Origin of the sequence: Actinomyces procaprae, assembly GCF_004798665.1 — a bacterium.
GTDB classification, from domain to species: Bacteria; Actinomycetota; Actinomycetes; order Actinomycetales; family Actinomycetaceae; genus Actinomyces; species Actinomyces procaprae.
Genome location: NZ_CP039292.1, coordinates 3,087,676 through 3,112,986 on the forward strand (window position 1 = coordinate 3,087,676; position 25,311 = coordinate 3,112,986).

Annotated in this window: 16 protein-coding genes and 1 CRISPR repeat array; of the genes, 8 read left to right on the forward strand and 8 right to left on the reverse strand. The window is 65.5% G+C overall.

The genetic code is table 11. The features are described from left to right. Positions 1–631: 631 nt before the first annotated feature. A CRISPR array of direct repeats spans positions 632–3,070; the repeat unit is 37 nt; unit sequence GTCTTAATGCACCTGAAGGTGCGAGGTGCTTCCTGAC. 388 nt (positions 3,071–3,458) lie between these two features. Genes E4J16_RS12645 through E4J16_RS12665 form a run of 5 tightly spaced genes read right to left on the reverse strand, consistent with a single transcriptional unit; the run spans position 3,459 to position 10,693 of the window. Further along, positions 3,459–4,751: a hypothetical protein gene (locus E4J16_RS12645; protein WP_136314188.1), complete on the reverse strand. Its 1,293-nt coding sequence runs from the start codon at positions 4,749–4,751 to the stop codon at positions 3,459–3,461. Beyond that, on the reverse strand, positions 4,748–5,920 hold the full coding sequence (locus E4J16_RS12650; RefSeq protein WP_136314189.1) for a hypothetical protein: 1,173 nt from the start codon (positions 5,918–5,920) through the stop codon (positions 4,748–4,750). Before E4J16_RS12650 ends, E4J16_RS12645 begins: the two co-directional genes overlap by 4 nt. Then, positions 5,917–7,863 carry a hypothetical protein gene (locus E4J16_RS12655; protein ID WP_136314190.1) on the reverse strand — a complete coding sequence of 649 codons (1,947 nt, stop codon included), beginning with the start codon at positions 7,861–7,863 and terminating at the stop codon, positions 5,917–5,919. The genes E4J16_RS12650 and E4J16_RS12655 overlap by 4 nt, the downstream gene beginning before the upstream one ends. Continuing rightward, on the reverse strand, positions 7,860–8,309 hold the full coding sequence (locus E4J16_RS12660; protein ID WP_136314191.1) for a hypothetical protein: 450 nt from the start codon (positions 8,307–8,309) through the stop codon (positions 7,860–7,862). Before E4J16_RS12660 ends, E4J16_RS12655 begins: the two co-directional genes overlap by 4 nt. Beyond that, a complete protein-coding gene (locus E4J16_RS12665) occupies positions 8,309–10,693 on the reverse strand; it encodes a hypothetical protein (RefSeq protein ID WP_136314192.1) in 2,385 nt (794 codons plus the stop codon). Before E4J16_RS12665 ends, E4J16_RS12660 begins: the two co-directional genes overlap by 1 nt. Positions 10,694–10,938: 245 nt before the next feature. On the opposite strand from E4J16_RS12665, the gene E4J16_RS12670 reads away from it, so the two are divergent. The 7 genes from E4J16_RS12670 to E4J16_RS12700 all read left to right on the forward strand — a co-directional run bounded on the left by E4J16_RS12670 (position 10,939) and on the right by E4J16_RS12700 (position 22,260). Next, a complete protein-coding gene (locus E4J16_RS12670) occupies positions 10,939–12,732 on the forward strand; it encodes a hypothetical protein (protein WP_136192674.1) in 1,794 nt (597 codons plus the stop codon). Next, positions 12,729–14,819, forward strand: a complete 2,091-nt coding sequence (locus E4J16_RS12675; protein WP_136314193.1) for an RAMP superfamily CRISPR-associated protein — start codon at positions 12,729–12,731, stop codon at positions 14,817–14,819. The genes E4J16_RS12670 and E4J16_RS12675 overlap by 4 nt, the downstream gene beginning before the upstream one ends. Next, complete coding sequence (locus tag E4J16_RS12680) at positions 14,816–16,513, forward strand: RAMP superfamily CRISPR-associated protein (protein ID WP_136192676.1); 1,698 nt, start codon at positions 14,816–14,818, stop codon at positions 16,511–16,513. Before E4J16_RS12675 ends, E4J16_RS12680 begins: the two co-directional genes overlap by 4 nt. Further along, positions 16,506–17,048, forward strand: coding sequence for a hypothetical protein (locus E4J16_RS12685; RefSeq protein ID WP_136314194.1), 543 nt, complete (start codon positions 16,506–16,508; stop codon positions 17,046–17,048). Before E4J16_RS12680 ends, E4J16_RS12685 begins: the two co-directional genes overlap by 8 nt. A gap of 1 nt (position 17,049) precedes the next feature. Continuing rightward, complete coding sequence (locus tag E4J16_RS12690; RefSeq protein ID WP_136314195.1) at positions 17,050–19,272, forward strand: hypothetical protein; 2,223 nt, start codon at positions 17,050–17,052, stop codon at positions 19,270–19,272. Positions 19,273–19,356: 84 nt separating this feature from the next. Continuing rightward, positions 19,357–21,699, forward strand: a complete 2,343-nt coding sequence (locus tag E4J16_RS12695) for a hypothetical protein (RefSeq protein ID WP_136314196.1) — start codon at positions 19,357–19,359, stop codon at positions 21,697–21,699. Positions 21,700–21,921: 222 nt separating this feature from the next. Beyond that, a complete protein-coding gene (locus E4J16_RS12700) occupies positions 21,922–22,260 on the forward strand; it encodes a hypothetical protein (RefSeq protein WP_136314197.1) in 339 nt (112 codons plus the stop codon). A 280-nt stretch (positions 22,261–22,540) separates the two neighbouring features. Here E4J16_RS12700 and E4J16_RS12705 read toward each other — a convergent pair whose 3' ends face one another. Then, positions 22,541–22,882, reverse strand: a complete 342-nt coding sequence (locus tag E4J16_RS12705; protein WP_136314198.1) for a transcriptional regulator — start codon at positions 22,880–22,882, stop codon at positions 22,541–22,543. A gap of 58 nt (positions 22,883–22,940) precedes the next feature. On the opposite strand from E4J16_RS12705, the gene E4J16_RS15195 reads away from it, so the two are divergent. Then, positions 22,941–23,099, forward strand: coding sequence for a hypothetical protein (locus tag E4J16_RS15195; protein WP_168709512.1), 159 nt, complete (start codon positions 22,941–22,943; stop codon positions 23,097–23,099). Positions 23,100–23,140: 41 nt separating this feature from the next. On the opposite strand, the gene cas2 is transcribed toward E4J16_RS15195, so the two are convergent. Both cas2 and cas1 read right to left on the reverse strand, forming a co-directional pair. Further along, positions 23,141–23,428, reverse strand: coding sequence for a CRISPR-associated endonuclease Cas2 (gene cas2, locus E4J16_RS12710; RefSeq protein ID WP_092606642.1), 288 nt, complete (start codon positions 23,426–23,428; stop codon positions 23,141–23,143). Then, the gene (cas1, locus tag E4J16_RS12715; protein ID WP_168709513.1) at positions 23,419–25,299 is read right to left on the reverse strand and encodes a CRISPR-associated endonuclease Cas1; all 1,881 of its coding nucleotides are present in this window, start codon (positions 25,297–25,299) and stop codon (positions 23,419–23,421) included. Before cas1 ends, cas2 begins: the two co-directional genes overlap by 10 nt. Between the last annotated feature and the right edge of the window lie 12 nt (positions 25,300–25,311).

Consider the following 25,311-nt stretch of genomic DNA (forward strand, 5'->3'; position numbering starts at 1 on the left):
TACGAACCGTCGCGTGAACGTACGAATCGCCGGCCGGAGGGCGTGAGCTGCCGGGCGAGCATCCGAGCCCCTCCCACCCCAACCGCCGCACTCCGGAGGGACCCGCCGGGACGTCCACAACGTCCACCACCAGGCCCTCACCTGCACACCACCACACCCTCAAACGCAAAGAGCCGCATTCCCTCCGGCGGCAGCACCGTCCGAACGGCCGTGGTGACGCACCGGACATCACCGATCTTCCCTGTTTGGGCGGTGTTCCTGCGGTTCCCGTGTTCGGACTGCCTGAGAGCGACTCCCGGACAGTCCATTCGACGCCGACGACCGGCAAACACACCCGGGCGTGCCAGGCCTACTACCACTAAGGCCTCGCACATCCGACTACGACCGCTTACGCCCGAGGACGACCAGCGCCCGGCGAAAACGTCCTCGTGCGCCCCAGTCCCTCACGAACGTGGAGGGACCGGGGATCACGATGACGTTCTCGGCAGCTTGGCACTGCCCGAGTACGACCCCATCGACCCGAACACGCCCGCACCCGCCCGAACACGACCACCGCAGCACAGCCTGGCCAAAACCAGCACGCCCCCAAACGTCGATAGCCCGAAACACACCACAGGCGGCCGTCCGCCGCGCCCAAATGCACCTGAAGGTGCGAGGTGCTTCCTGACCCTCACCTACGTCCTAGCAACACCCTTTCTGGGGCTGTCTTAATGCACCTGAAGGTGCGAGGTGCTTCCTGACCTGGTCACGCTCCTCGCATACCTGCTGGAGCGCGGGTCTTAATGCACCTGAAGGTGCGAGGTGCTTCCTGACGCATACGCCGCTGAGACCCGAGAGGTCAATCGGAGGAGTCTTAATGCACCTGAAGGTGCGAGGTGCTTCCTGACTTTTTGAGGAATAGGGCGACGCCCTTTAGTGAAGGGATGTCTTAATGCACCTGAAGGTGCGAGGTGCTTCCTGACGTGGCGCGGGCATGGTCAGGCGGGTCCCGTACAGCGTCTTAATGCACCTGAAGGTGCGAGGTGCTTCCTGACCCCGGATCAACGTCCTCAAGGCCCTCGTATCCTTGATGTCTTAATGCACCTGAAGGTGCGAGGTGCCTCCTGACCTACTGCGCCGACTTCTGCGCAGCGTATTGCGCGTCTTAATGCACCTGAAGGTGCGAGGTGCTTCCTGACACCCGGAGGCCCCGCGCTTCATCGGCGCTGCCGACGAGTCTTAATGCACCTGAAGGTGCGAGGTGCTTCCTGACAGGAGCGCGTGGAGTTCCGCGGCACTCCCGCCGACGTCTTAATGCACCTGAAGGTGCGAGGTGCTTCCTGACAGTGACGACTACTGGTTCATCATGCCCAGCTACGTCGGTCTTAATGCACCTGAAGGTGCGAGGTGCTTCCTGACGAGAGCTGCACTGCGTGTCGGACGAAATTCGCTAGTCTTAATGCACCTGAAGGTGCGAGGTGCTTCCTGACCGACACAGGCAGAGATGCCGGGAAAGCCATCAGGCTGTCTTAATGCACCTGAAGGTGCGAGGTGCTTCCTGACCCCCGCCCAAGGAGGAGGCAAACAATGCCGGCCAGGTGTCTTAATGCACCTGAAGGTGCGAGGTGCTTCCTGACCGTACCTTAGCAGCATGATTGCTGTAGCGTTCCTGGGTCTTAATGCACCTGAAGGTGCGAGGTGCTTCCTGACAACACCCTTCTTCCAGCGCTAGCCCTGCTGGCGGGTCTTAATGCACCTGAAGGTGCGAGGTGCTTCCTGACACAAGGGGAGGTGAGTGAAATGAGCCAGGCCCAGCGTCTTAATGCACCTGAAGGTGCGAGGTGCTTCCTGACGCGAGGGTCTCTGGGTGACCGGGGCAGTGCTCGTCGTCTTAATGCACCTGAAGGTGCGAGGTGCTTCCTGACTTCCGTAACTTCCTATCGTAGAGTGTCTAGTTGCAGGGTCTTAATGCACCTGAAGGTGCGAGGTGCTTCCTGACACGAGACATTGCAGGCTAGGCCCCTGCGCCGCAGTCGTCTTAATGCACCTGAAGGTGCGAGGTGCTTCCTGACGAGCGAGCCGAGCGAGTTCGTCGTTACCCCCCAGGGGTCTTAATGCACCTGAAGGTGCGAGGTGCTTCCTGACAGGAGGTGACCTCTCGGCGCAAGGCCCGCCGCGCCGTCTTAATGCACCTGAAGGTGCGAGGTGCTTCCTGACGCACTCGCGATTGTCGTACTCCCGGCCGTGCTGGGAGTCTTAATGCACCTGAAGGTGCGAGGTGCTTCCTGACGATTTACCGCGGGCAGCTCGACGGCGTCACCAACGCGTCTTAACGCACCTGAAGGTGCGAGGTGCTTCCTGACGTGCTAACCGCGTGCGTCTTCGTCTTCATTGTATCCGTCTTAATGCACCTGAAGGTGCGAGGTGCTTCCTGACCCCCAAGGGGGCGACGATGCGTAACAGAAAATTAATAGTCTTAATGCACCTGAAGGTGCGAGGTGCTTCCTGACCGCATACCGCGAGCGGGCTACTGGTGAGTGGGAGGAGTCTTAATGCACCTGAAGGTGCGAGGTGCTTCCTGACGGGCTATCGCCCTTTAACACCGCCGCGACCGGCACGTCTTAATGCACCTGAAGGTGCGAGGTGCTTCCTGACCCGAGAAGACCGGGTGGCTAAGGCGGCTGCCCGCAAGTCTTAATGCACCTGAAGGTGCGAGGTGCTTCCTGACACCGAGACCGGCACCGAGGCGGAGGAAGTCGACGGTCTTAATGCACCTGAAGGTGCGAGGTGCTTCCTGACTCGTGTTGACCGATAAGAGCAACCCTAGCGTCGTCGTCTTAATGCACCTGAAGGTGCGAGGTGCTTCCTGACTGGCGTTTGGGGCCTACCATAACCGGTGGACTACAGTCTTAATGCACCTGAAGGTGCGAGGTGCTTCCTGACCCAGTACTTCGATGCTGGCTACTACGCTACCACCTACGTCTTAATGCACCTGAAGGTGCGAGGTGCTTCCTGACGGGGCGGTGACGCCCCGTGGACTTCGTAACATGCCCTGTCTTAATGCACCTGAAGGTGCGAGGTGCTTCCTGACCCCCTACCCCTGGAAACCGCGCCGTTCCGCCACTTCCAGAGGCGAGATCGCCACCGACCCCACAAGCACCCCACGGGACCGACTGACACCACCCCAAAACTACCACCTTTCGTTGGAAACAAGCCAAGCGCCACCGACGCCCCTCCAGACCCCTCCAGCCACCAACTTTCAACGAAGTCATGCGGAAAAGTCGGGGTCCAAACGTACCAATCTTTGTACCGTAGACCGAATTGTGACCTCCCGGCGCACGCCACACCAGATACGCACGCCTCACAGACACCAGCTGTCACACGCGACACACGCCCTTCGGGGTCGACGCCACGCCCCGGAGGAACCGCTCGCCCGCGCCTGCTCCCAGCAACACCGCACGGACGTCCCACGCCTACGATCATCCCTCAATCTCCCGCAGCAACTGCGCGAACCTGGAGAACCAGGACGCGCTGAGCCCCAGCGCGCCGAACTTGTCTTGACTCTTGCCGCAGTCTTTCTCCTCGTTCCTGGCATCGCTTTCCGCCCCCGCCTTGGCGTCACGCTCCAAGCGCGCGATAAGCGCATCCAGCAACTCTGCGAAGGTTAATCCCTCGGGAGCGTCCACCCGCAGATCATCCAAAGCGCGATCCAGCGCCTCCTGGACGGTCGACTTTCCGTGGGTAATCACCAGCCGGTCGCGCACCTCGTAGGGAAGACGCAGTAGATCCCCGCGCCTCAGGCAGGCCAACGCAGCTTTTGTGCCCGCGTTCCTCCGCTCGATTACCTTTTCCCTATTCAATAGCGTGTCGGGCTCCTGAAGCAGACTCTGACCCCTCTTAGCAAGGCGCCGCGCGTGCACAGCCTCTGCCGCCGCCACCACCAGCCGCGCCTGTGTCAGCCAGTCCGCTCCGTCAAGTAGGACACGCACCGTGCGCAGCACGTCCACAATCACCCCTGCATGGTCATCGAGCCTTTCCGCCTTACGTGCCTGCACGTATTCTTGACGCAGTTCCTCGCAACGCCCGGCGAGCTCGTCCATGTCTCGGTCTCCTGCGGCCAGCACCCGCAAAGCGCTGAGCAGGTTGAGGCTGCGCAGGCTGATGGCGGCGGCACGCCTCAAGGCCTCCTCGGCGTCGTTGCACAGGGCGATCCGGTGAAACTGGGAGGCCGGCTCCTTGATGCCCCGGCCCTTGTCGACGAAGGTCTGGACGAACAGCGGCACGGCGTTCACGGCACACCACTGCTGGGCCGCCTCAAGCGCGCCATAGACGGCGGGCTTCTGCCCGGTCCCAACGATCACCACCGCGCTCGGCAACCGCCTGGCCAGCACTTCGCGAAGGCACTCGCGCGCGGACCTCATGGGGTCAACGGGCTTACCATCACCGTCACGGTCCCCGCAGCCCACGAGTTCATACGCATTCTTGCGCGGCAGCCAGTGCTCGCCATCGCCGTCGATGATCACGGTCTGCGCGTTGAGTTCGGCCGCTCTCTTGGAGTCGGGATGCGTGGAGTGCAGGATCGCGAACTCGACCGGCAACCGCCCGGCGCCGTCAAGCAACGCTCCGGGAACTGCCCGCCGCAGTTCCGCAGGCGCACACCCACCCAGCACGCGCTCCGGCACCGTGGGAGACATCAGGCTGACCCCGCAATTGAATACGTAAAGAACAGGGCGTCGGCCCGGCCGCGGCACCCACTTCGGCAGTCGGTTCATGAGCGCAGGCTCGGACTCAATGCGGCCCCAATCCCCACTGCGCGGGGCCTGACCGTCATGAACCGTACTCGCTCCAATCGTGTTGAGCGATCCGGCGGAGGCCAGCCACGCCGTCGAGCCCGGGCAGGCATCTCCAAGGCAAGCGAGTTGATACTCAGCTTCGCCAATGACCGGCCCCAGCATCTTCGGCTTGCCCCTGCTGTCCACGAATGGCAGCGGCGGCCACGCCTGCCCTCCCCGCTGCTCGATGCGCCGCTTCTCCTCCTTGCACAGCTCCCAGTAACGTCGCTCCACCCAGGCCCGCAGTGCCAGGCCGGCTCCGTGGTCGGCGCGCGCCATATCGGTGGCCGCGAGCACCGCGAGCGCCCCCGCCCCCCCCTGTCCTGCCCGTCTCGAACACGATCCAGGGTGGCGGTGAGCCGCGCCGTCTCCTCCAGTGCCTCCTCCGAAATGGGCAACGCCGCCCCCTCGCTCGCGGCCCATTCCGTAGCCTGCAGGGTATAGCCCAGTGAGCGCAGCCAGTAGAACGGAGCCGCCCGGTTCGGGCTGCGGTCCAGGAACATGGCCCGGTCCCCGCCCTCCTCCGGGGCGACCGCGAGCCTCCACTTCAGGCCCATCTGGTCCGCCAGCCCCATGGCCGCGAACACAACGGCGGTCGCCCCTGCGATACCGGAGACGATGACCTCACCGTCCGCGATCCCCGCATCGCCGTCCAGCCACCGGCGCAGCTCGTCGATGCACTTCTGCTCACGCAGATCCCCGTTCGCGTAAGCCTCGACCACCAGCGGAAACCCGAAGTGCTCCTCCAGCCCGGCCTTCACGTCCGGGTAGTTGCAGGCATCCTCCAGCAGCGTCGCGACGGCGTCGGTCTCGGTGCCCGCGCGACCATTGGCCGTGCCCAGCAGGATCACGCGCACGACGGCGTTCGCGCCGCGCAGCGCCTCCAGCACCAGCGCCAGCGGGGTGTGTGCGAAGCGACCCGGGCGCCCGCGCTCACCCGGGGGCGTATTCAGCAGTCGGTCGCGCAGAACGTCGGCGTCGGCCTCATCGAGCTGCTGCCGCAGTCGCCTCAGCTTGACGTCCTGGACTATCAGGCGCTCCTCAGGACGGAGCTTCACGATGTCATTACCGAGGTCTCCCTGGCCGACCGGGTGAATGATGGTGATCATCGGTCCCTTCCCAAGCGACGGCCGCCCGCGGCCTTCATTCTTTCGATCGCCCCATTACCGCCTGCAACATGTTTGGACCGCCGCCTCTGTTCATGCTTGCGCCGTAGCCAGAGCATTACCTTGAGCATGCCCGCTAGGAGCAGGCCAACAATGACCGCAATGCCGATCACCCCGACGATCCAAAGCCGCCACAGCCCGCTGCGCTCGCCCGCGCCCGCCGTATCCCAATTGATCCAGATCTCCAGCAGGATCGACAACGGCAGGCCCACAAAGGCGAGGATGCCCACGGCCCACTCCATGGCGCGGGCGGACTCCTGCCGCTCGCGCTCCAGCTTCTCCCGCCTACGGTCGCGCTCCTGCCGCTCCTTGTCGGCGACGTGCTCCTGCCGCTCGATCAGGGTCTGCACGCTCTCCTGCAGCAGGCGCGCCTGCTGCACGGTCTGCTCGACCGCCCGGTCCAGACCTCCCGCCTGCTGCATCCAGGCCAGCACCATGTCGGCCTGTCGGTGCCGGGTGACGTCGGTCCACCATTCTGAGGCGAGAAAGGCGACGGCGTCCCCGTCGAGGCTGATTGCCCTGGTGATAACCGGATCGAGGCACGCGGTGACCACATCCGGGTCGTCTCCCCGGCTGATCATCCTGGTTGCGTCCCGCAGTTCCTGGGCGGTGTCCGCCAGATCCTGGGACAGGGCGCGCACGCGCAGCCTATCCAGAACCACCAGCAGGTACACATCCAGGTCGGTGGAGCACATCTTGAGCATGGCCTCCAGTAGGAAGCCGTCGTCCTGGCGCGGCAGGTAGGCGGCACCGTGCTCCCACACGCTCACCGCCCAGCTCTGCGAGAGCACGTGAATGTTCTGCTTCGCCCGGGCGTAGCGCTCCTCCCCCAGTTCGAAGCCCGTGGGCGACGGCAGGCTCCCCCACTGCCAGCCCGCCGCCGTGAGCACCGCCAGCGGCAGCCTCACACTCGGCGTCGTTCCGGCCACCGCCCGGCGCAGGTCTTCGAGCGGCTCGGAGCCTACCGGCACCTCCACCCGACGACCGAGCGTCCAGGGTATCTCCCCGGGTTCTGGAATCCACCGCCGGCTGAGCCGCCGGGGCACCCAGGTCAGAGTGAACAGCGGGGCGGAGAACCAGGACTTCCGCTCGGTGCGCTCCGCCGCCAGCGTCACCTGCGCCGGACCGCACACGTCGGGACGCGCCAGCAGCTCGTTGATCGTCTCGCAAATGGCTGTGATCCGGCTCGGGTGGCGGACGGCGTCGTAGAAGCGCTCGTAGGAACGTTGGTCGGCCGGTTCTTGTGAGCTCTCATCCGCCTGGTCGTCGTCCGGCTGGGCGGCCTTGGCCCCTTCGCCATCCGACTGCTCGTCATCCACCGGCTCACCGGGCAGCAGCTCGGTCTCCGTCCGCGGGACGACGGCGTGCACCGCCAGGATCGCCGTCCCCGGCCCCTCGCCATTCGATACGCGCAACACCTCCAGAGCGCCGATGCGCAGCACCCGTTTGTCATTCTTGTCGCGGTGATCGACCAGCTTCTTCAGTTGCAGGGAGCGGCGGTTGTCCGCCCCGAGCGGCTGGTTCTTGCAGCCTCTGCCACCGCCCAGCAGCCGTTCGGCCACCTCCGGGTGGAAGTAGGCGGCCCGCATGCCCCGGTAGGCCTGCCGCATGATGCCGCTGCGGTCCCGCGCTCGGAAGCTCAAGGCCTTGGCGTCCCAGTTCCCGAAGGCCTGGTTCCAGCCACGATGAACCTCCAGCTCCCACACCAGGACCACGCGCATCTCGTCGGGGTCCTTCAGGTGGATGAAGCCGGTGCGCGGCGGCTCCGTGCGCCCCGACTGCGGGCACTGCTGCCGTAAGTTCGACTGCTCCGAGTCCGAGTTCTCTGGTTCTGGCCGTTCGGGTCCTGGCCGCTCCGGTTCCGGCCGTTCCGCGCCCTCGGTCATCGCTCCCCCTCGGCTCGACGACGCTCGTCCAGATCGCCCGGCGCGCCGTCGTCGGCCCCGCGCGGCAGGCAGCCCAGGCGGCGTGCGCCGACCACCTGCCCGTCGGCGTCGCGAATCAGGTCATCGGGCCAGACCAGGTCGACACGCTCGGGGAAGTGCTCGGCCACCACGCGGCTGGTGACGTAGACGGTGCCCGGGCGCGGCTCGGGCAGAGGCGGGTCGATCCCGAGCCAGGTGGCGCCGACGGCGATCGGCACCTCCCGCGCGCCGGCCGCCTCGCCGGGATGCTCGGGGTCGTAGACGGTGAGGGTCTCCTGCCGCCCCTCGGACAGCAGCAGCCGGGGCACGACGTCGGCACCCGGCAGCCGCAGCGGCCCGCCCTCAAGGTGCAGGATCACCTCGTGCGGGGTGAGGTTGACCAGTCTGACGGGCGTTGTCGGCGTCATCAGCGCTCTCCTGCCCACTCCAGCAGCGCCTGGAACCGGTTGGCCCAGGAGCCATCAACAGCGATGCCCAGTTTCTCACTGCCGCCCTTCACGGAGTCTATGGCGTGCTCGAGCAGGTCCGCATAGCCGAAGTCATCGCTGGTCCGGATGAACCTGTTGCGCATCACCTCCCGCACCGCCTCATCGACCGAGCTGTCGCCGTGAGTCAGACGCACCTCGTTCCTGACCTCGTAGAGGAGCCGGAGCAGGTCTCCGCGTCCGCAAGCATCTATTCCGCTCCATTCCGCCGAATAACTGTTCTCTTTTCCCTGCCAGGCATAGCGCTCCCGGAACAGGGTCTCGGCCGCGTTCTTGCCCCGTCGCGGGAAGTTGACCGCCTCGGCAACCACGACCACCAGGCGCGGGTCAACGTCCCCCACAGCTCCCTGGCACCGCTTGAGGACCGTCTTCATCACCGATAGCAGCACGCCTGCGTGGGCGTCGGGATCCTTGGCGTTGACCGCCTCCAGGTACTCCTCACGCAGCTCGTCGCATTCCTGCGCCTGCACGTCCATGTCCCGATCACCGGCGGCGAGCACCCGCACGGCGCTGAGCAGGTTCAGGCTGGACAGGCTCGCCGCAGCGGCGGCGCGCAGCGCTGCCTCGGCGTCGTTGTGCAGGGCGATGCGGTGGAACTGCATCCCCGAACGCGTGATGTTTCGCCCCGATTGGACCGACGTCTCCACGAAAAGCGGCACCGCCCGGTGGGCGCACCAGGCCTGGGCGGCCGTCAAGGCGCCGAGCGCGACACCCTTGGGGCCCGATCCCACGATTGCGACGGCGCAGGGCGCTTTGGCGTCCAGCGCCTCGCGGACAATATCGGCGACGCTCTCCGCCAGAGCATCAACCGGCATGAAGTCCTCCGCCTTCGCTCCCCCATAGTTCTTGACACTCACTTCTGCAACTGCCGTGCTCCCCTCGGTCTTCGACGCCATCTCACGGGTATGCTCCGCAGCGGTCACCGATTTTGGGTCCACCGAGTGCAACAGGAGGAAATCAACGTCCCCGACGCCCCCGCCTTCCAGCATGCCCCCGGGAACGGCGCGCCTGAACTCCTGATCCGGCCCGGCCTCCATGACGCGTTCAATGACCGACGGCGGCCGGTAGCCGGCGCCAATGCCGCAGATGTACAGGACTCGCCCCCGCCCCGGCCAGTGCATCCAGGAGGGTACTCGCCTCCACAGTTCAGGAACGTTCTTAATTGTATCCAGCTCGGACGCCGTCGGCGCCGCGGCATCGTGGACGGCGCGGTTGCCAACCGGTCTCAGGCGATCACCTGTTTTGAGAAACCACGCGGCCGAGGTGGAGTCCTGGTCCAGCTGCTCATCGCGGACCACGCCCAGCACCTTGCCGAGCTCCTTGCCCGGCAAGCGCTTGAACACGCTGCTGATCTGATCATCCTGGCCTCGGTCGGCGTTCTCCTCGGCCAACAGGGCCTCATAGTGCTTCTCCACCCAGGCGCGCACGGCCAGGCCGGCGCCGTTATCCGCCCGGGCCATCTCCACCGCCACCAATGAAGCAAGCTGCTCATCGGTGACTGATGACGAGACATCGTCCCGCCCGGCGGATCCGAACACGGCGTCGATATCGCCCTGCAGACGGGAATGTTCGCCGTCGATCAACTCCTCGCGGTCATGTTCCTGAGCCCAGGCAGCGGCTTGTTCCAGGTAGCCCAAGGCGCGCAACCAGTAGAAGGGGGCATCGCCGTGGTGACCGCGGCGGACCAGGCGCGCCGCGTCGTCGTCGGGACTACCGGCGACCGCCAGGCGCCAGTCGTAGCCGAGCTGGTCCACCACGCCCATGGCGCTCAGGCACATCATGGTGGCCCCGCCGATCATGGACACCACCACGGGGCGGTCCGCAGCAGTGCCGTATGCCGACTCGACCCAGCTGCTGAGATCGCCACGGCCGACCTGCTCGTTCAAGTTACCGTCGGCGCGGAGTTCCGCTGTCACTTCCAGCCCGTACTGTTCGTGCAGTACCGCTCTTACTTCGTCACACGCCAGCAGCGCAGCAAGGGCCTCGGCGATGTCGGCCGTGGCGCCATCGCCGGAGTTACTACCCAACAACAGCACATGGACCTGCCCACTACGGCACTCGGCCTGGATCGCCCCCAGTTCCAGGGCCAATGGAGTCCGTGCGAACCGGCTCTTGTGGTCTCGGGACGCCGCGCCGTCGAGCAGGAGGCCCACAGCCTCGGCCGGGGTGCTGGCAGTACCTCCCACGGCGGCCGTCCGCAGCGCTGTGACACCGGCATGCCTGGCCTGTTTGCGCTGTTCCCCCTTGAGCTTCAGGATGTCGCTACCAAGGTCGCCTTCACCAACGATATGAACAAGCAGAGTCATGTCAGGTCCTCTCTGACCGTGTGGTGGGGTCGCATTGGTGCTGGGCGCACCGCCGCGGGCAGGGCAGGGCGCAGCCTCCCCGAGTCTGCACCCGACCGCTGCGTTCCGTCAGCCGAACGGAGGATGAACTATCGGGTCTGAGACTCCTCACCCAAAACCGTGTTGCTACTCACGTCGACGTGGCAGACTACACGCGTCCTGGCATCCGCCCCCGTCCCACCCCGTCCCACCCCGAGAGGATCCCCATGCACCTCGTCATGATCGAGACCCACGGGAACCAGAACTACATCTTCTCCTCCCCGCGCCTGCGGGAGAACATCGGGGCGTCATACCAACTGACCCTGCTGGAAGACTGGGCGGAAGACGCGTTGAAGCAGCCCGGCACTACCGGCAACAGCATCTATGACGACTGGCACGGGCAGCATCCCGACTACGGCGAGGACGCTCCTTGGGTCTCCCGCTCCTCGGGCAAGGTCATCCTCATGACCGACACCCCCGAGCAGGCGCGCGAGTTGATCGGCCGCGTCACTCGCCGCGCACTGGTGGAGGCGCCGGGAATCGACGTGTCTGGGGTTTTCGTTCCGATGGCCGGCGAGCACGTCACCGCCTCCGACCTGAAGGCGGTCCACCGGGAGGCCGCCGCCTACGCACTGAGCAGGCCGCCGGCAAGCGCCCGCTTCTCCCAGATGCCATTCCTCGAGCGGGCGGGAGACTCCTCACTGCCGGCGGCGCCACCTCTGGCCGGCGTCCGTGACGAGGACAAAAAGGACAAGAACAGGCTGGCCTTGTACTCCCTGCGCTCCAGGGTCGCGAGGCACAAGGCGAGCATGCACCGCGAATACCTGGTTGAAAGCGTAGAGACCGAGGAGCTGCCTAAGGATAGCTACGATCTCGCGGCTAACCCCACGGAGCTGGAGAACCTGCTGCAGCCGGAGAACGACGACGACCCCCGGGCCTTGTCCAAAGTCGCGGTGATCCATATTGACGGCAACGGCGTCGGCGCCATCATGCGGGATCTTGAGGGTGCGCTGGAGCGCGTGCGCGAGGTCGCTCCCGCCGCGGTCACGGACGGCGACGATACGCTGCGCTGCTTCCTCCTGGAAGTGAACCGGCGTCTGGAGGGAGCGGTCAAATGGGCCTTCACCAGCGCCTGGCGCGACACCGCGCTGCTGGCGGAGGAGAAGGGTTCTCCTCCTCGGGATGAGAGCGGCCAGGCGAGGTCCCGCACAGTCGTGCCCGTGGTACCGGTGATCCTCGGCGGCGACGACGTCACCGTAATCACCGACGGCGACTATGCGCTCCCCTTCGCCGAGTCGTACCTGACTCATTATGAAGCCAATACGGAATCAGATCCGCTGCTGAAGTATCTCGGGGGTGCGGACGGCGTCGGCCCCATGACAGCGGCCGCGGGCGTGGCCGTGGTCCGCCGCAACTTCCCCTTCCACATCGCCTACGACCTGGCCGAACGGCTGGTTGAGTCGGCCAAGCGGGTGGGCAAGGCGCAGGTTCCCGCAATCTCCACCCTGACCTACCACGTCCTTTTCGACACGACCGTCCTTGACGCCGACGAAGTCCTCAGTGCTTACAAGAGCTTCACCGGCCGCCCCTTCCTGCTGAACCCCGACCCGGCCCGGCCGGCGGGAACCTCGGCGGCGCAGCACCCGGACTGGGTGGAGGTGTGCGAACGGGTGGACAAGTTCAACCGGCTCACCGAGGAGGACGAGGAGACCGGCGAGACCCGCTTCCCCCGGACCAGAGCCGCGCGCATCCGCAGGTACCTGTCCGACGCAGCCCAAGCTCAACTCAGGGGCGACACCGCTACGCGGAAGACGATCATGGTTCATGCCGAGAGCGAATGGCGCGCCGCCGAAGACAGCCTGGGGAGCAACGTCGAGGCGATCGGCGGAATCACGGGTCTGTTCGATCTGCTGGAGCTGTCCGACCTGCTGCCCGAAAGCTACCTCGGCGAGCAACTGCGTAAGCCATCGAGCCACGCCCCATCATCCGCCAGCCAGCAGTCCGAGGAGGCCCGCGCATGAGCACCACGAGCACTCCCCCGATTCACCACTCACCCGTCAGTTTCCCGCTGCGTGTGGTCTTCGAATCCGATTGGGGAGTATCCACCGGCGCCGGAATCGCGGGCGGCGTCGACGCCGTCGTCGAGAAGGACGAGCGGGGCCTGCCGATCGTGCGCGGCACCGTCCTGGCCGGCGTGATTCGCGAGCAGGCCTTCGTGGTGGCCGGCGCCCTCGATCGGGATGCGGCGGGCGATTCCGACGCGGCCTCCGACGATCCCCCCACCTGGCGCGCCTTCGTCACCAAACTATTCGGTGATGCTGAGCATCCGCGCCTGGTCGGCTTCACCGACGCCCGGCTACCCGACGACGCCACTCCGGACGGGGCCGTCCATGAGGTGGTGTCGCTCTCGATCGACGAGGATACGGGCACCGCCAAGCAGGACTTCCTCCGTTTCTTCGAGCGGGCCGCCGCCGGCGAACTTGAGGGCGAGGCCGTGCTCGCGGACTTCGATCCGCGGGGGCGCCCACTGGTCTGGAAGGACGACCAGGTGGAGGCGGCGCGCCTGATCCTGAGCCTGGCCGGGCTGCTGGTGCGAGGCATCGGTTCGAACCGCTCCGACGGCGACGGCGTCTGCGACATCCTCATCGGCGATCCGCCCAAGGCCGACTCGTCCGCCGGACAGCCGACCGTCGAGACGGTCAAGAAGTGGTGCCGCAGCCAGCTGGATGCTCGTAAGGAAGTACCCACCATTCCTGAGGCCGAGGGCCAGGCGCGGGCTCCGGAGATCGCTCACACGCCGGAGTCCGGCGAAAAGACGACTGGCGCCAGCCGCTTCTTCACAGCCACTCTCGACATCCGCCTGCTGACCCCGGTGGTGTCCTACGAGGTGCCCCTGTCCAACGAGGTGCGGTCCCTGGACTTCCTGCGCGGCACCGTGCTGCTGCCGTGGGTGCACCGGCGCCTGCGGGCAGTTGCGGGCGATGACCAGTTGGTGCGTGATGCCGTCGTCGCCGGTGACCTGCTGGTTTCCGACGCCACCGCCGTCATCCGCAACGACGACGGCGCCGCCTGGCAGGGCATGCCGGTTCCGCTGGTCCTGTCCCGCCCGAAGAACCCACCACAGTCCGGGGTGCCGAACGATGACGGCACACAGCCCGCATCCCCCACGGAAATGACCGCCACGAACCGACTGCTCGCGGGCGAGCCGGAGGATGTGCACAAGCCGCTGCGCGCCGGCTACGTGTTCGTCCCGGATACTGGCCCGGACGGCTCCGGCGGCGTCGTCGGAGGCATCGGAGCGCCGGCCCTGGTGGGCAGGCAGTCCACCGCGCATGATCCGGACACCGGCGGCGCGCGCAGCGGCCAACTGTTCCTGGTCAGGGCCCTGCCCGCGGGACTGCGCATGCGCGCCACCGTGACCGTCTCGGAGAGGCTTCTCGACCGGATCGGGCCGCTGCTGGCTGTGGTATTCCCCCACGAGGTCGAGGCGCGGCTGGGGTCGCGGCGCCTGAGCGGAACCTACGGGCGCGCGCAGTGCAAACTGTCGGCATTCACGGCAGCAGACCCGGCCCTGCCAGGCGAAGACCCCGCATGCACACTCTGGTTCACCTCCGATGTGCTGGTGCGTTCGCCCCGGCTCGGCCCCGGAGGCAGTATCGAGGACCTCCTACAGGCCTTCAAGCGCGCCGGCGCCCCCGTTGTGCCGGCGGGAGAGCACGACGAGCAGGGGGCCTCGGCATCGCCTCCGGAGGGTGCATTCACCGCCGGAGTCCGGCACAAGCGCGTGGACTCATGGTCGGCCGCCGAGCATCAGCCGCGCGCGACCCGCACCGTCATCTCCGCCGGTTCGGTGCTGCGGGTTGTGGCCGCGGATGGTGCGGACTCCACGGCGGTTCTCCGACGGCTGGCCGAGCTGTCTGTCACCGGTGTCGGCGAGTTGACCGCGCAGGGGTATGGGCGGTTCGTCGTCAACCACTGGATGCTGAAGAAAGAGCAGATCCACTTGAAGGAGCTGCACCAAGCGGACTTCCTGAGCTGCATGCGGCCAGAGCCGGAGGAACGTGCCGTGGAGAGCACCTCCGGCGGCCATGAGGAGGAACGGGCATGAGCATCACCCGCTACGAACTGACGATTCGGCTGCGGACGGCTTCACCGCTGCACTCGGGCGGGATCGACGAGTTCGTCGATCGCACCCGCTCAAAGGAGGAGCGCAAGTCCGTGCCGCGGCGCTTCGTCCGCGACGGGCACGGACATCCGATCATCACCGGCCGCTCGGTCAAGGGCGCAGTGTGGGCGGCGTGCCGCAGGTACGTGAAGGATCACGGCGACGCCGGGCTCACGCTTGCCGATCTCGATTTCCTTCAGGGACTGGCCGAAGACAACCGGGCAGGTGCACTGACCTTCCGCTCCATCGACTTGAACAAGGTGGCTGAGCGCGAGCGCAAACCGAAGAAGGACCAGGCCGCGAAAGACCCGCTGATCACCCGCACCGGCATCGCCGTCGACCGTTACTGGGGCACGGCAGGGGATACGGCCCTGTTCCAGCACGAGTATGTGCCGGCGGGCAAGTCCCTGGAGCTGGTGATCACCGCACAGGTCGGCACGCTGGACGGCGCGGGGGACCCGAGCGCGTCAACCGGCAATGCTCCATCCGAGAGCGCGCACAAGTTGAAGGACCCGGAAGCCACTGTGGAGCGACTGTTCGCGCTCATCGTCGCCCTGTTCGCGCAGGAGCGCATAGCCTTCGGCGGGCGCAGGAGTGCCGGCTGGGGCCGGGTGCGACTGGATGAGGCGAAGTCGAGTACATCGGGGCCGCCTACATTGGGCAGGCCGTGGACCCTGGTGAAGACTCCCCTGGCGAGCAAGAATGACCTGTTGGACTGGCTTGCGACGTCGGATAAGCAGCGCAGTCCGCTCGAGCCGGCGAATATAGCCGCGTCCGGCCTGACCAGAATCACCATCACCTGGGACAGCCCCACTGGCATCCTTGTGGCTGAGACGCCGTCCGAGGATGACGGAAACGAACAACAGAACAATGGCAACGAAACGGTACCAACCAATCCGCTCCGCTCGGGACCGGGAGAAACAGACCCGCTGGTGCTGCCCGGGTCCTCGGTACGCGGAGCGCTGCGATCGCGCGCATCGCGCATCGCTCGCACGGTGCTGGCTGCGAGGCGACCGGATCAGATGTCGAACTGGCAGAACTGGGACGTCCACAAGCAGTTGGCTCACGACCCGACCCTGGTGCGCGACCTGTTCGGTTCAACCAAGCACCGCGGCGCACTGACGGTGCTGGACACCGTTGCCTCAAGCGACGGCACCGGACGCAAGGTGACGCACAACGCCGGGGACCGTTGGACCGGCGGCGTCGCGGAGGGCGCGCTGTACAGCGAGATGGTGTACGACAACGCCAAGTGGAATGACATCGTGCTTGAGCTCGATGCCGATGCCCTGCCAGGTAGCGATGACCGCCGGAAGGCGGCATGGTGCCTACTGGGCCTGGTCATCGCTGAGCTGAGTACCGGCACGCTGCCCCTGGGCAGCCGCGGTACTCGCGGGATGGGACAAGTGAGCGTATCCGCGGTGCGGGTAGAAACGGGCAACTCACTCATTCCCGGGTGGAGCCTGACCGCCAAGGCCGACGACTCCGAGTCCCTCGCGCGCGGCATCCTCGCCGAGCTCCGGGAGATCGACATCGCCGCCAATCCGAACGCGGGCGAGGGCTGGGAGGGCTGGTCGAGCTACCTCGACGACCGTACCCCCAACGCTGCAAAGAAGACTGAGGAGGCCGCCCATGTCTGAGACCGAACGCTACGACGCGCCGTTGCAACGCGGAATGCTCACGGACACGTCGTGCGGCGACGGCACTCTCGCCAGCGTGCTGGCGGAGGCAACCACAGGCAGGTGGCAGGGCGTCGCGTACACGACCGCGGGCGCTTGTGCGCTGCGCGAGATATATGGCGAAGCTGGGACTGCACGGCTCCGAAACACCGACGGGAAAGAGGTTGACCCTGACACAGTCTATGAACTGCGCCTGTGGTCTGTGGAAACCAGCAGCGACGAGTCGCTTCTGGCACGTGAGCTCCGCTGGCTGAACGGAACCGGTGGGGTAGAAGTAACCGTGCGCCGTAAGGCCGAGGCCGTGGACGGCGGCAAAGCAGCAGCCGGCGAATCCGACCGTCCGTGCTGGTACCGGCACAACAGCTACCTGCAGCACGGGGCCAGCGCGCCCTACAAGGGCTCGGACGCGATGACCAGCATTGAGGTCTTCACCGAGGAGGCCGCCTACGGGAACACCGTGTTCGTTGACGAGATTATGACCGGAAGGTGGAACTGACATGTCCGACTCGAACGACCCCATCTCATTCAAGCCATTCCACTCGGCCGTCAACCGCATCCCGGTGCTGCGCGAAACAGCACAAACGGACTCTAACAAGGGTGAACTGCCCCCAGAGTTGTTCAGTGACGGCCAGCCGCCTTCACACGACCACCTCGACCCAGATCGCTGGTCCGGATCGATCGACCTGGAGATGACCGTGCGCACGCCGCTGGTCTTCGGGGAGCAGAAGAACGGGCACGTGAAACTGCCGATAGTAGGCGGGAAGCCGATCGTCCCGCCAACCATGGTCAAGGGGATGATCTCGCGCGCATACGAGACCCTCACCTGCTCCCGCTTCCGCGTATTCGGCGACATGAACAATGCTGGCGCCTTTCGGCGCGATGTGGACGACCGCCGACGCCGCCTCACCTACCGCGCCGATCCGGCATCGGCGCTCCAGCTAGTGCCACTGCGTGTCACCGGGAAAAACACCGACGGCAGCTTAAGGGCAGTGCTGCTGCGAGGCGACGTGCTTGTCCAGGGCGATTACAAGGAGGACGGCATCACCTACCGCACCATGTATGCCGCAGCCCTGCAGGACACCGCCAACAATGGCCACGCACAGTTGGTGCTACACGGTGGGATAGAGCGACTGCGCAACCTCACCAAACATGAACAGGAGATCCGCTGCGACATGTCTCTGTGCCTGCACAACGGCGGCCGCGGAACTGCGCGCTATTCCTACTGGCAGGTCACGCACATCTACGACACAGGCGGTCGGCGCCTGGAGGCGTTTCGCATCAGGGACAACGTCAGAGTCGTGGACACCATGGAGAACAAGACTGGATACGTCTTCCGCACCACCGCCGTCGGCGACGAACCGAATCAGCTGTTTGCCCATAAGCACGATGAGAGGGTGTTCTTCGACGTCAGTGAACACCCTGAGGAGGTCGTCCTGAGCAACGCGGTGTGCGAGGGCTATAAGCTGGTGGTTGACAGCTACATCCGCGAACGCGAGGGCGATGGGCAGCACCGAGCTAACCGCGCCACTGCTGAGCACGCTACAGAGCTGAAGTGCGGTAGCCTGGCGTACGCGGTCGTTCACAGGAACACTCAGACCGGCAAGGTGGCCGTCCATGAAGTCGTACCGATCCTCATTGGCCGCCACGCATATGCCGCCAGCCCCTATTCGCTGGCGAAGGAACAGGGAGTGCTTCCGCTTGCCTCGGCCGAGCAGTCGTCCGCTGCGGACCGCCTGTTCGGATATGTGGTACCTGAGGTGCGGGAAGCCCCTCAGGGAGGCGACGTAGCAGCCCGGGGACAGGTAATCGTCAGTGCGGTCGATACCTCCGGCGCGTTGATCAGAAAGGAACCCGCCCGACTGGTTCCCCTCCTGAGCCCTAAGCCCAATTCGGCGCGCCGTTTCCTCACCGACGCCCAAGGCAAAACTCCACAATCACAGTCTCCTAGCCACCAACGACGCCCCTTGAAACGGTCTGAGCACTTTGTCCCCGGGCAGCTGCTTGGCGTCGCGGCCTACCCTGTTCACCGCGATATTCTCGATGCTCCGGGTATGCCCCGGTCCGCCACTGTCCTGCCCGTCGAGGACGGCGTCGACCAGGCGAATGACGACGTACGGCTCACCGCTGACGCGTGGGTTGCCGCGGGGAGTGTGCTGAGGTGCCGACTGTCGTTCAACAATGTCTCGGGCGCCGAGCTCGGCGCTCTCCTTTGGGTACTGACCCCGGAGAACCTGGTACCCGCAGGCGCACGCGGCTCCGTCGGCTATCTGCGGATGGGACTCGGCAAGCCACTCGGTCTGGGCGTGCTGGAAGTGCGAGTCGCACCGGCTGGCTTGCGTGTGCGCAAGAATTCACATTTCGCTGAGCAGTACACAGCACTCACCGGCTGCCTCGGCTGCGTAGACCCGGTGGTCGATCCGGGGGAGTTCGAGCTCCCGGAGGCCTCCGCGCTGGCGAAGACTCCGTGGGTTAAGGCGATGCAGCGTGCTGCCTACGGTTACGACGATGGCAGTCCGGTGCGCCATATGCGGCTGAAGGAGAACAGGGAGAACAACCGCATCGACTTCGAGACTGGCGAGCCGAAACGGGGCAAGGGCATCGCGCCGCGCGACCTATTCGGCCCGGAGTCGACCAAGCCCTTGCACATCACCGAGCACAAGAAGAACCACGGCGGCCAGCGGAATTATGGCCGCACATCGTATCGTGGCCGACGACGATAGTTCTCTCAATAGGGTTCACGAACGCGGCACCAAGGGTAGACACCCACACCATCCGCAGGATCCCATTCTGGGAGGACGCCCCCGATGACATGGCACCACGCTTACAACGGAATCCCGACCGTGCCCAGGTCCACGGGTCACTTCTTCGGTGAACACACCCCATCGGGGCACGATCAGCTCTCTCCCGACACGCTGTCCGGTGAGATCGAAGTCAGCATCAAGGCGGCCTCCCGAACTGTCCCCGGGCAGAGAACCGTCGACGGACGAGTCGTGGTCGCTTCGCGCAGCGGTGATCCGGAAGGCGCCCGCAGTTGGGAGGATGTCACCATCCCGGTCACCACGCTCAAGGGTGTGCTCTCCTCCGCGTACGAGGCAGTCACCGCTTCGCGCATGCGCGTATTCGCCGATCACGACCGGGTTCTCACCCACAGGCGCACTACGCAGGAGTCGACGACGTTGTATCCGGTCTTCCTTGTGCGTGGCGGAGGCGCCGCGGATTCCGAGACGGGATTGCGGGCTCGGGTCATGCTGGGAATGAATGATGTCCCGGGTCGGCGTGGCTGGAACCGTCCGACGCACGTGTGTGCAGCGGTTCTGCCCAATAGCCCTGCTTCCGCCACAGCGCTTTACGATTCGACAGGCACCTGGATGTACTCAGGTTCAACGAAGGGGAAGAAGTGCCGGTACGCCGAGGGAGTGACATCCCGCGATGTCGAGAATAGACTGGCTGACCTGCGTCGCGCCACTCCGCACCTTGCTAAGATTAGCTTCACCGTCCAGACGGAGGCCTTCTACAAAACACAGCGCGCGGTAGTAGAAGCCGTAGGAACCGAACGCTTCTGCGGCACAAAAGATCGCAAAATAGACCAGAATGGCCCGTATGAGGGCTACATCGTCAGACTAACCCCTCAGGGTTCCGACCCGCTGATCGACACCAAGCTCAACGAGTTCGTCTTCTTCAACAAGAAGAAGAATCACATATCCCTTCCCGTCAGCGAGGACATCCTCGATCGCTTGGTAGAAGTCATTCACAGCTACCTGGAGAACATTCGCCAACTCATGGACCGCGAGAAGGCGGGCACCCCTCGTAATACGAATACTCGCAAGTCGACCGACTCGAAGACATGGCTAATCCATGAGATCGACAATGGCAAGATCAATAAGCACGGACAGATACTCGGCGCCTCTGATCCCAAGGTACACACGGGCAAAGACTCCGCTGTCATGGCCGACCGCGTACAGATCAAGCAGTTCTTGCTGAAACTCGCCTCCAAAGGCCCAGGCATCCCTCTGTTCGCCTCGGTGTCGAACAAGGGCAACATCACCGGGCTCACGCCGTCTCAAGTTGGCCGGCGCGTCGCTCCGGGCTCGGTTTCCCCGGCAGCGCTGGCCGAGAAGACGGGCGTTTCCCCGGCGCGCACTTACGACGAGGCCTCCGCCGGGGACCGCATGTGGGGCTTCGTCACCGACAAGAAGCAGCCGGGTACGGACCAGGCGGCGGCCGTACGAGGCCGCATCACCATTCGGCCTGTAACGCCGGAGCCGCTCCCGCCAGGCCGCACCTGGCTGCGCCTGCCCGAGGAGGGATACTCCGGGTGGTTTGTGCCTACTCTGGCCAGCCCCAAGCCGTCGACAGGGGTTCCCTACCTGCGGGGCAAGCAAGGTGAGCCCCTCCCCGAGGCCACCACTCGCGCCGGTACCTATCAGTTCGGCCAATCGCTCATCCGCAAGGTCTACCCAACGCACCGAGGGCTACTTGGCAGAGACGATGACCTACCGAACAGCACGCCGCTCCATGCCGATGTTGGGCCGCACGACACCGTCGTCGGTTCCTACCTGCTCCCCGGCGCCACATTCAGCACCTCGATCCGGTTCGAAGGAATCACAAGGGAGGAGCTGGCCGTCCTGCTCTGGCTGCTCACGCCCGAGCGCTTGGTACCCGCCGGCGCATCCCTCAATGACCAGTCGATGCGCCGGGGCTATCACCGACTCGGTTTCGGCAAGCCATTGGGGCTTGGCAGTGTGGAGATCAGAGCCACCGATGTGCGCATGAACACCGGTGAGGAATTCGCTCAGCTGTACACGGAGTTGTCCGGATGCCTGGGCAGCATGCCGATCGACACGGCGACAACGCCTTTCGCCAGGCTCGCCGACGCATTGGACACACTACCGGATGGCTTCGAGTCCACGTTGCCGGTGCGTTCCTTCGTACGTGCAGCCTACGGATGGGATGACGCCGCACCGGTCCAGTATCCTGACGCAGACAAGCCCGCGGACAAGAAGACCGGAGTATCCGCTACCACCAACTGGTTCAAGAACCGCGAGGAGAACCGCGTCAAGCAGAGTATCCCGGATAACAAGCACGCACTCGCCCACACCTACGACCTTCCCGGTCTTCTGGCTCCTGATAGCGCACCGAAGGGATGACCATTGACGCCAAACGATGACCAGCGGACAGTACATGGAGAACAAGGAACACGACACCCCCGCCTGCGAAAGCTCCTTGGGTTCAGTCTCGCTATCTTCGTGCCCGTACTGTTGACCTGGCTCGGAGTCAACGACTTCAGATTCGCCCCATGCTTCCGGCCAACTCCAAGCCCATCACCCACGTCGACTTCCCTCGCCGGCGGCGCTACGGCACCGATCGAAGTGACCATACTGGAAGACAACGGGGTGGATATACGATGGAGCATCGTTGACGACCCCGAAGTGCACGGTTACGACCTCACGGTCGTAGCCGTGAAACCTGTAAAATACGCGTACTCCATCCCTCGCTATTCGGGAGACAGGGAAGTTACTGAGAGGCACTACCCGGTTGACTACCTGAATCAACTGCTAGAAGACGACGAGCGCACAGAGAGAGTCGAGGACGGCCAGCTCTGGCACATCTGCGTTCAGGCCATGAAGGAACAACCGCTTAACACTCCCATCGACGAGTACGTCATTCCCGGAACCAGGGCTTGCAGCAACGACTTCACCTTGCCGTAGATACTGAGTAACGAGTTTTGACTGAGGCGCGGCAGCGCAGTGCGCCGCCGTAGAATGCATCCGATACGCACCGCTGCCGATCCGCCCAGCGCTACTCAGCGCGGCGCCCTCGCACCCGGATCTCCTGCCGCCAGCTCTTCAGACGTTCCTTCACGCCGTCGAGCTGCTGGGGCGTCACGCTGTAGTCAGCCACGAGCCGGGTGTAATCGAACTGACCTGATCGAGACGCTGCGCCAGGTAGTGCGGGCGAAAGCCGGGATCTGCTCGGCGGCGAGGTTGTCTACCACTGCCGCGCACGCCCGTGCAGCTCCGGAAACCGCCCCTCCCACAGCTGCACGATCCTCTTGTCAAGGTTGAGCACCGGCCACAGCTCAATGGTCCGGCCACGGTTGAGGAACCGACGCTGCTCGTCTACCAGGCCCTCGGCAAGCACGGCCTGGTAGACGAGTCTCCCTGTGTACTCGCGACCCACGTCATAGGTGCGGTCACCGGACACCCAACGCACACCGGCAGGCAACTGCACCGGCCCCGTGGCCGGCCCCCGTAACTCGTCGAGCGAATCCGGTACGTCATAAGGCTCGACGTCGCGGAACCGCACCCGTCCCGTTGCAATGTCTGCCATTGCCGCCCCTCCTTCGCCCCAGCGTACACTGATCCGCCAATGACAATCGGAGGCACCCATGCCCGCAATAGCGTCGGAGTCGACTGCACCCGGCCCCAACCAGATCGAGCCGTCCCCCACAGCCGAGGTTGATGAGGAGACCGGCTTGCACCTGCTTCGAATAGGCCGCCCAATCAGTGCTGAGGAGATCACCGCATTCCTATCGGAGGACGATTGACGCTGCCTCGTCCCGGCGCCTTGCCGGCGGCCAGCGCTGTCTCACCACACCCCGCGGTACAGGCCGCCGTCGTCAAGGGCCGGGGCGGTGCCGTGCACCTCAGCGCGCCCCAGGCAGTTCGCGCACAACGGATAGAGGTGAACCACATCGTCCCGGGAGTCGATGATGTCATTGACACGCTCACGCACCTCGTCGAGCTCCCCCTCCTCCAGCCGCAGCTGGAACACCGACTCCTGAATCCGGTATCCCCAGCTCTCCAGCGCCGCGGCCAGGCGGGTGCGGCGAGAGTCCGCCGCGACGTCGTAGGCCAGAATAACGATCATCGCCATGCCGCACCGGTCCACTCGTAGCCGGGCTCGGTGATGGCCCGCCCCAGCAGCTGCGCCTGGTGGTGAATGTGGCGCCGCCAGGTACCCGCAAAGCCCGGCAGCGCCCCCTTGACCTGCCGCTGCAAAGTCGCCTCGTAGCCGTCCACCAGTGCCTTCTTGCCCTCCGGCCCCAGCCAGACGCCGTCGCCGTCGGGAGAGTCGGTGGCGTGTTCGGGGCGCAGACGGCGGGAGCGCAGCAGCGCCATGACGGTACGGTCCACCAGTAGCGGGCGGAACTCCTCCATCAGGTCCAGGGACAGGCTGGGGCGTTTGTCGGTGGAGGCGTGCAACACGCCCAGCGAGGGCTCGAGCCCGGCGGCGATGAGCGCCCCGGTGCACTCCGACAGCAGGATCGCATACGCATAGGAGAAGGCGGCGTTGGCCAGGTCCTTGGGCGGGCGTCGACTGCGTCCCTGGAAGGAGACGTCCTCGGGCACGAGTCGGGACAGTGCTTCGAAGTACTCGGTCGACGCCGCCCCCTCCAGGCCCATGAGTTCGTCGGTGTCGGCGGCGTGGGCGGCGTCCTCGGACAGCTCCCGGATGGTGGTGCAGGTCGCCTCGATGTCGGCCCCGCTGTCGCGCCGGCCGATGCGGTGCAGGACGCCTACCTGGTGGCGCAGCTTGGCCCGCACAATGGCGCGGGCGAGCGGTAGGCGGGCACCGTCGTCGGCGGCGAAGGCGGCCTGGGTGAGCAGGCGCCGGGCGTTGGCGGTGTCGCGCAGGCCGGAGAGCTGCCCCAGGTAGCTGCCGCGGCGGGAGAGGAAGACGACGTCGATGTCGTTGTACAGCGCCCAGGAGCGCGCCCCGGCGGAGAGCCCCACGGCGCCGGTGAGCACTATGCGGCTGACCGCCTGCCGGGGAATGGAGACCTGGGGGAGGCCGTCGGCGCCGTCGACGATCAGCCGGCCCTTGGTCACGTGCAGCCGCGCGCCGTCGCGGCCGACGTAGACGACCTTGTCCGGGTTGGGACGGCCCTTGATGTCGTGGTGGGGGTCCACCGCCGGGCGGGTGCGGGAGAAGTCGACTCCGAGGTAGCAGAAGCCCTCGTCGAAGGTGGTCATGGTGGTCTTCTCCTGATTCAGGCTCAGCCCGTGGGCGGCGACCCGGGAACTGAGCAGGTCGTAGGCGGACAGCAGGTCGTCCTCGGTGGGGGCGCACACGACGATGTCGTCGGCGAAGCGGGCATAGCCGTAGCCGGCGTCGCACAGCGCGGTATCGACGTCGGCCAGCGCCAGGTTGGCCAGCAGCGGGGACAGGCAGGAGCCCTGGGCGATACCACGGCCCCGCACGCGCCGCTCGCCGTGGGCGCGGCGGGGCCGGGCGAGCAGACGGATCAGGTTGATGGTCCGCGTGCACCGCAGCACCGGGGAGAGCACGGTGAGGGCGTCCTCGACGTCCGCGTTGGGGAAGTAGTCCTCCACGTCGGTGCGCAGCACGTACTGGTAGCCGTCGTCGCGGAGGGTGGCGAGCAGGTCGATGGCGTCGTCGGTGCCGATGCCGGTGCGGTAGGCGAATGAGCAGGTGGACATCAGCAGGTCGGCCCTGTGGGCGATCGTATCCAGGACGGCGCGCTCGACTATGCGGTCGCGAATGGAGGGGACGTGGAGCGCCCGTGTCTCGCCGGGCTCACGCTTGGGGATGTCCAGGCGCATGAAGGGCTCGGGGGTGTAGATGCCCTCGCGCAGTGAGGTTGAGAGTTCGTCGAGGAAGCGCTCGAGGTCGCCGACGATGGCGCGGGTCTGCTTCTGGAGCACCCCGTCGCGGGCGTCACGTGCGAGCACGGTCTCCCAGGCCGCTGTCAGGGTCTCGATCGAGCTGATGCGCTCGTACACGGAGTTCGAGGT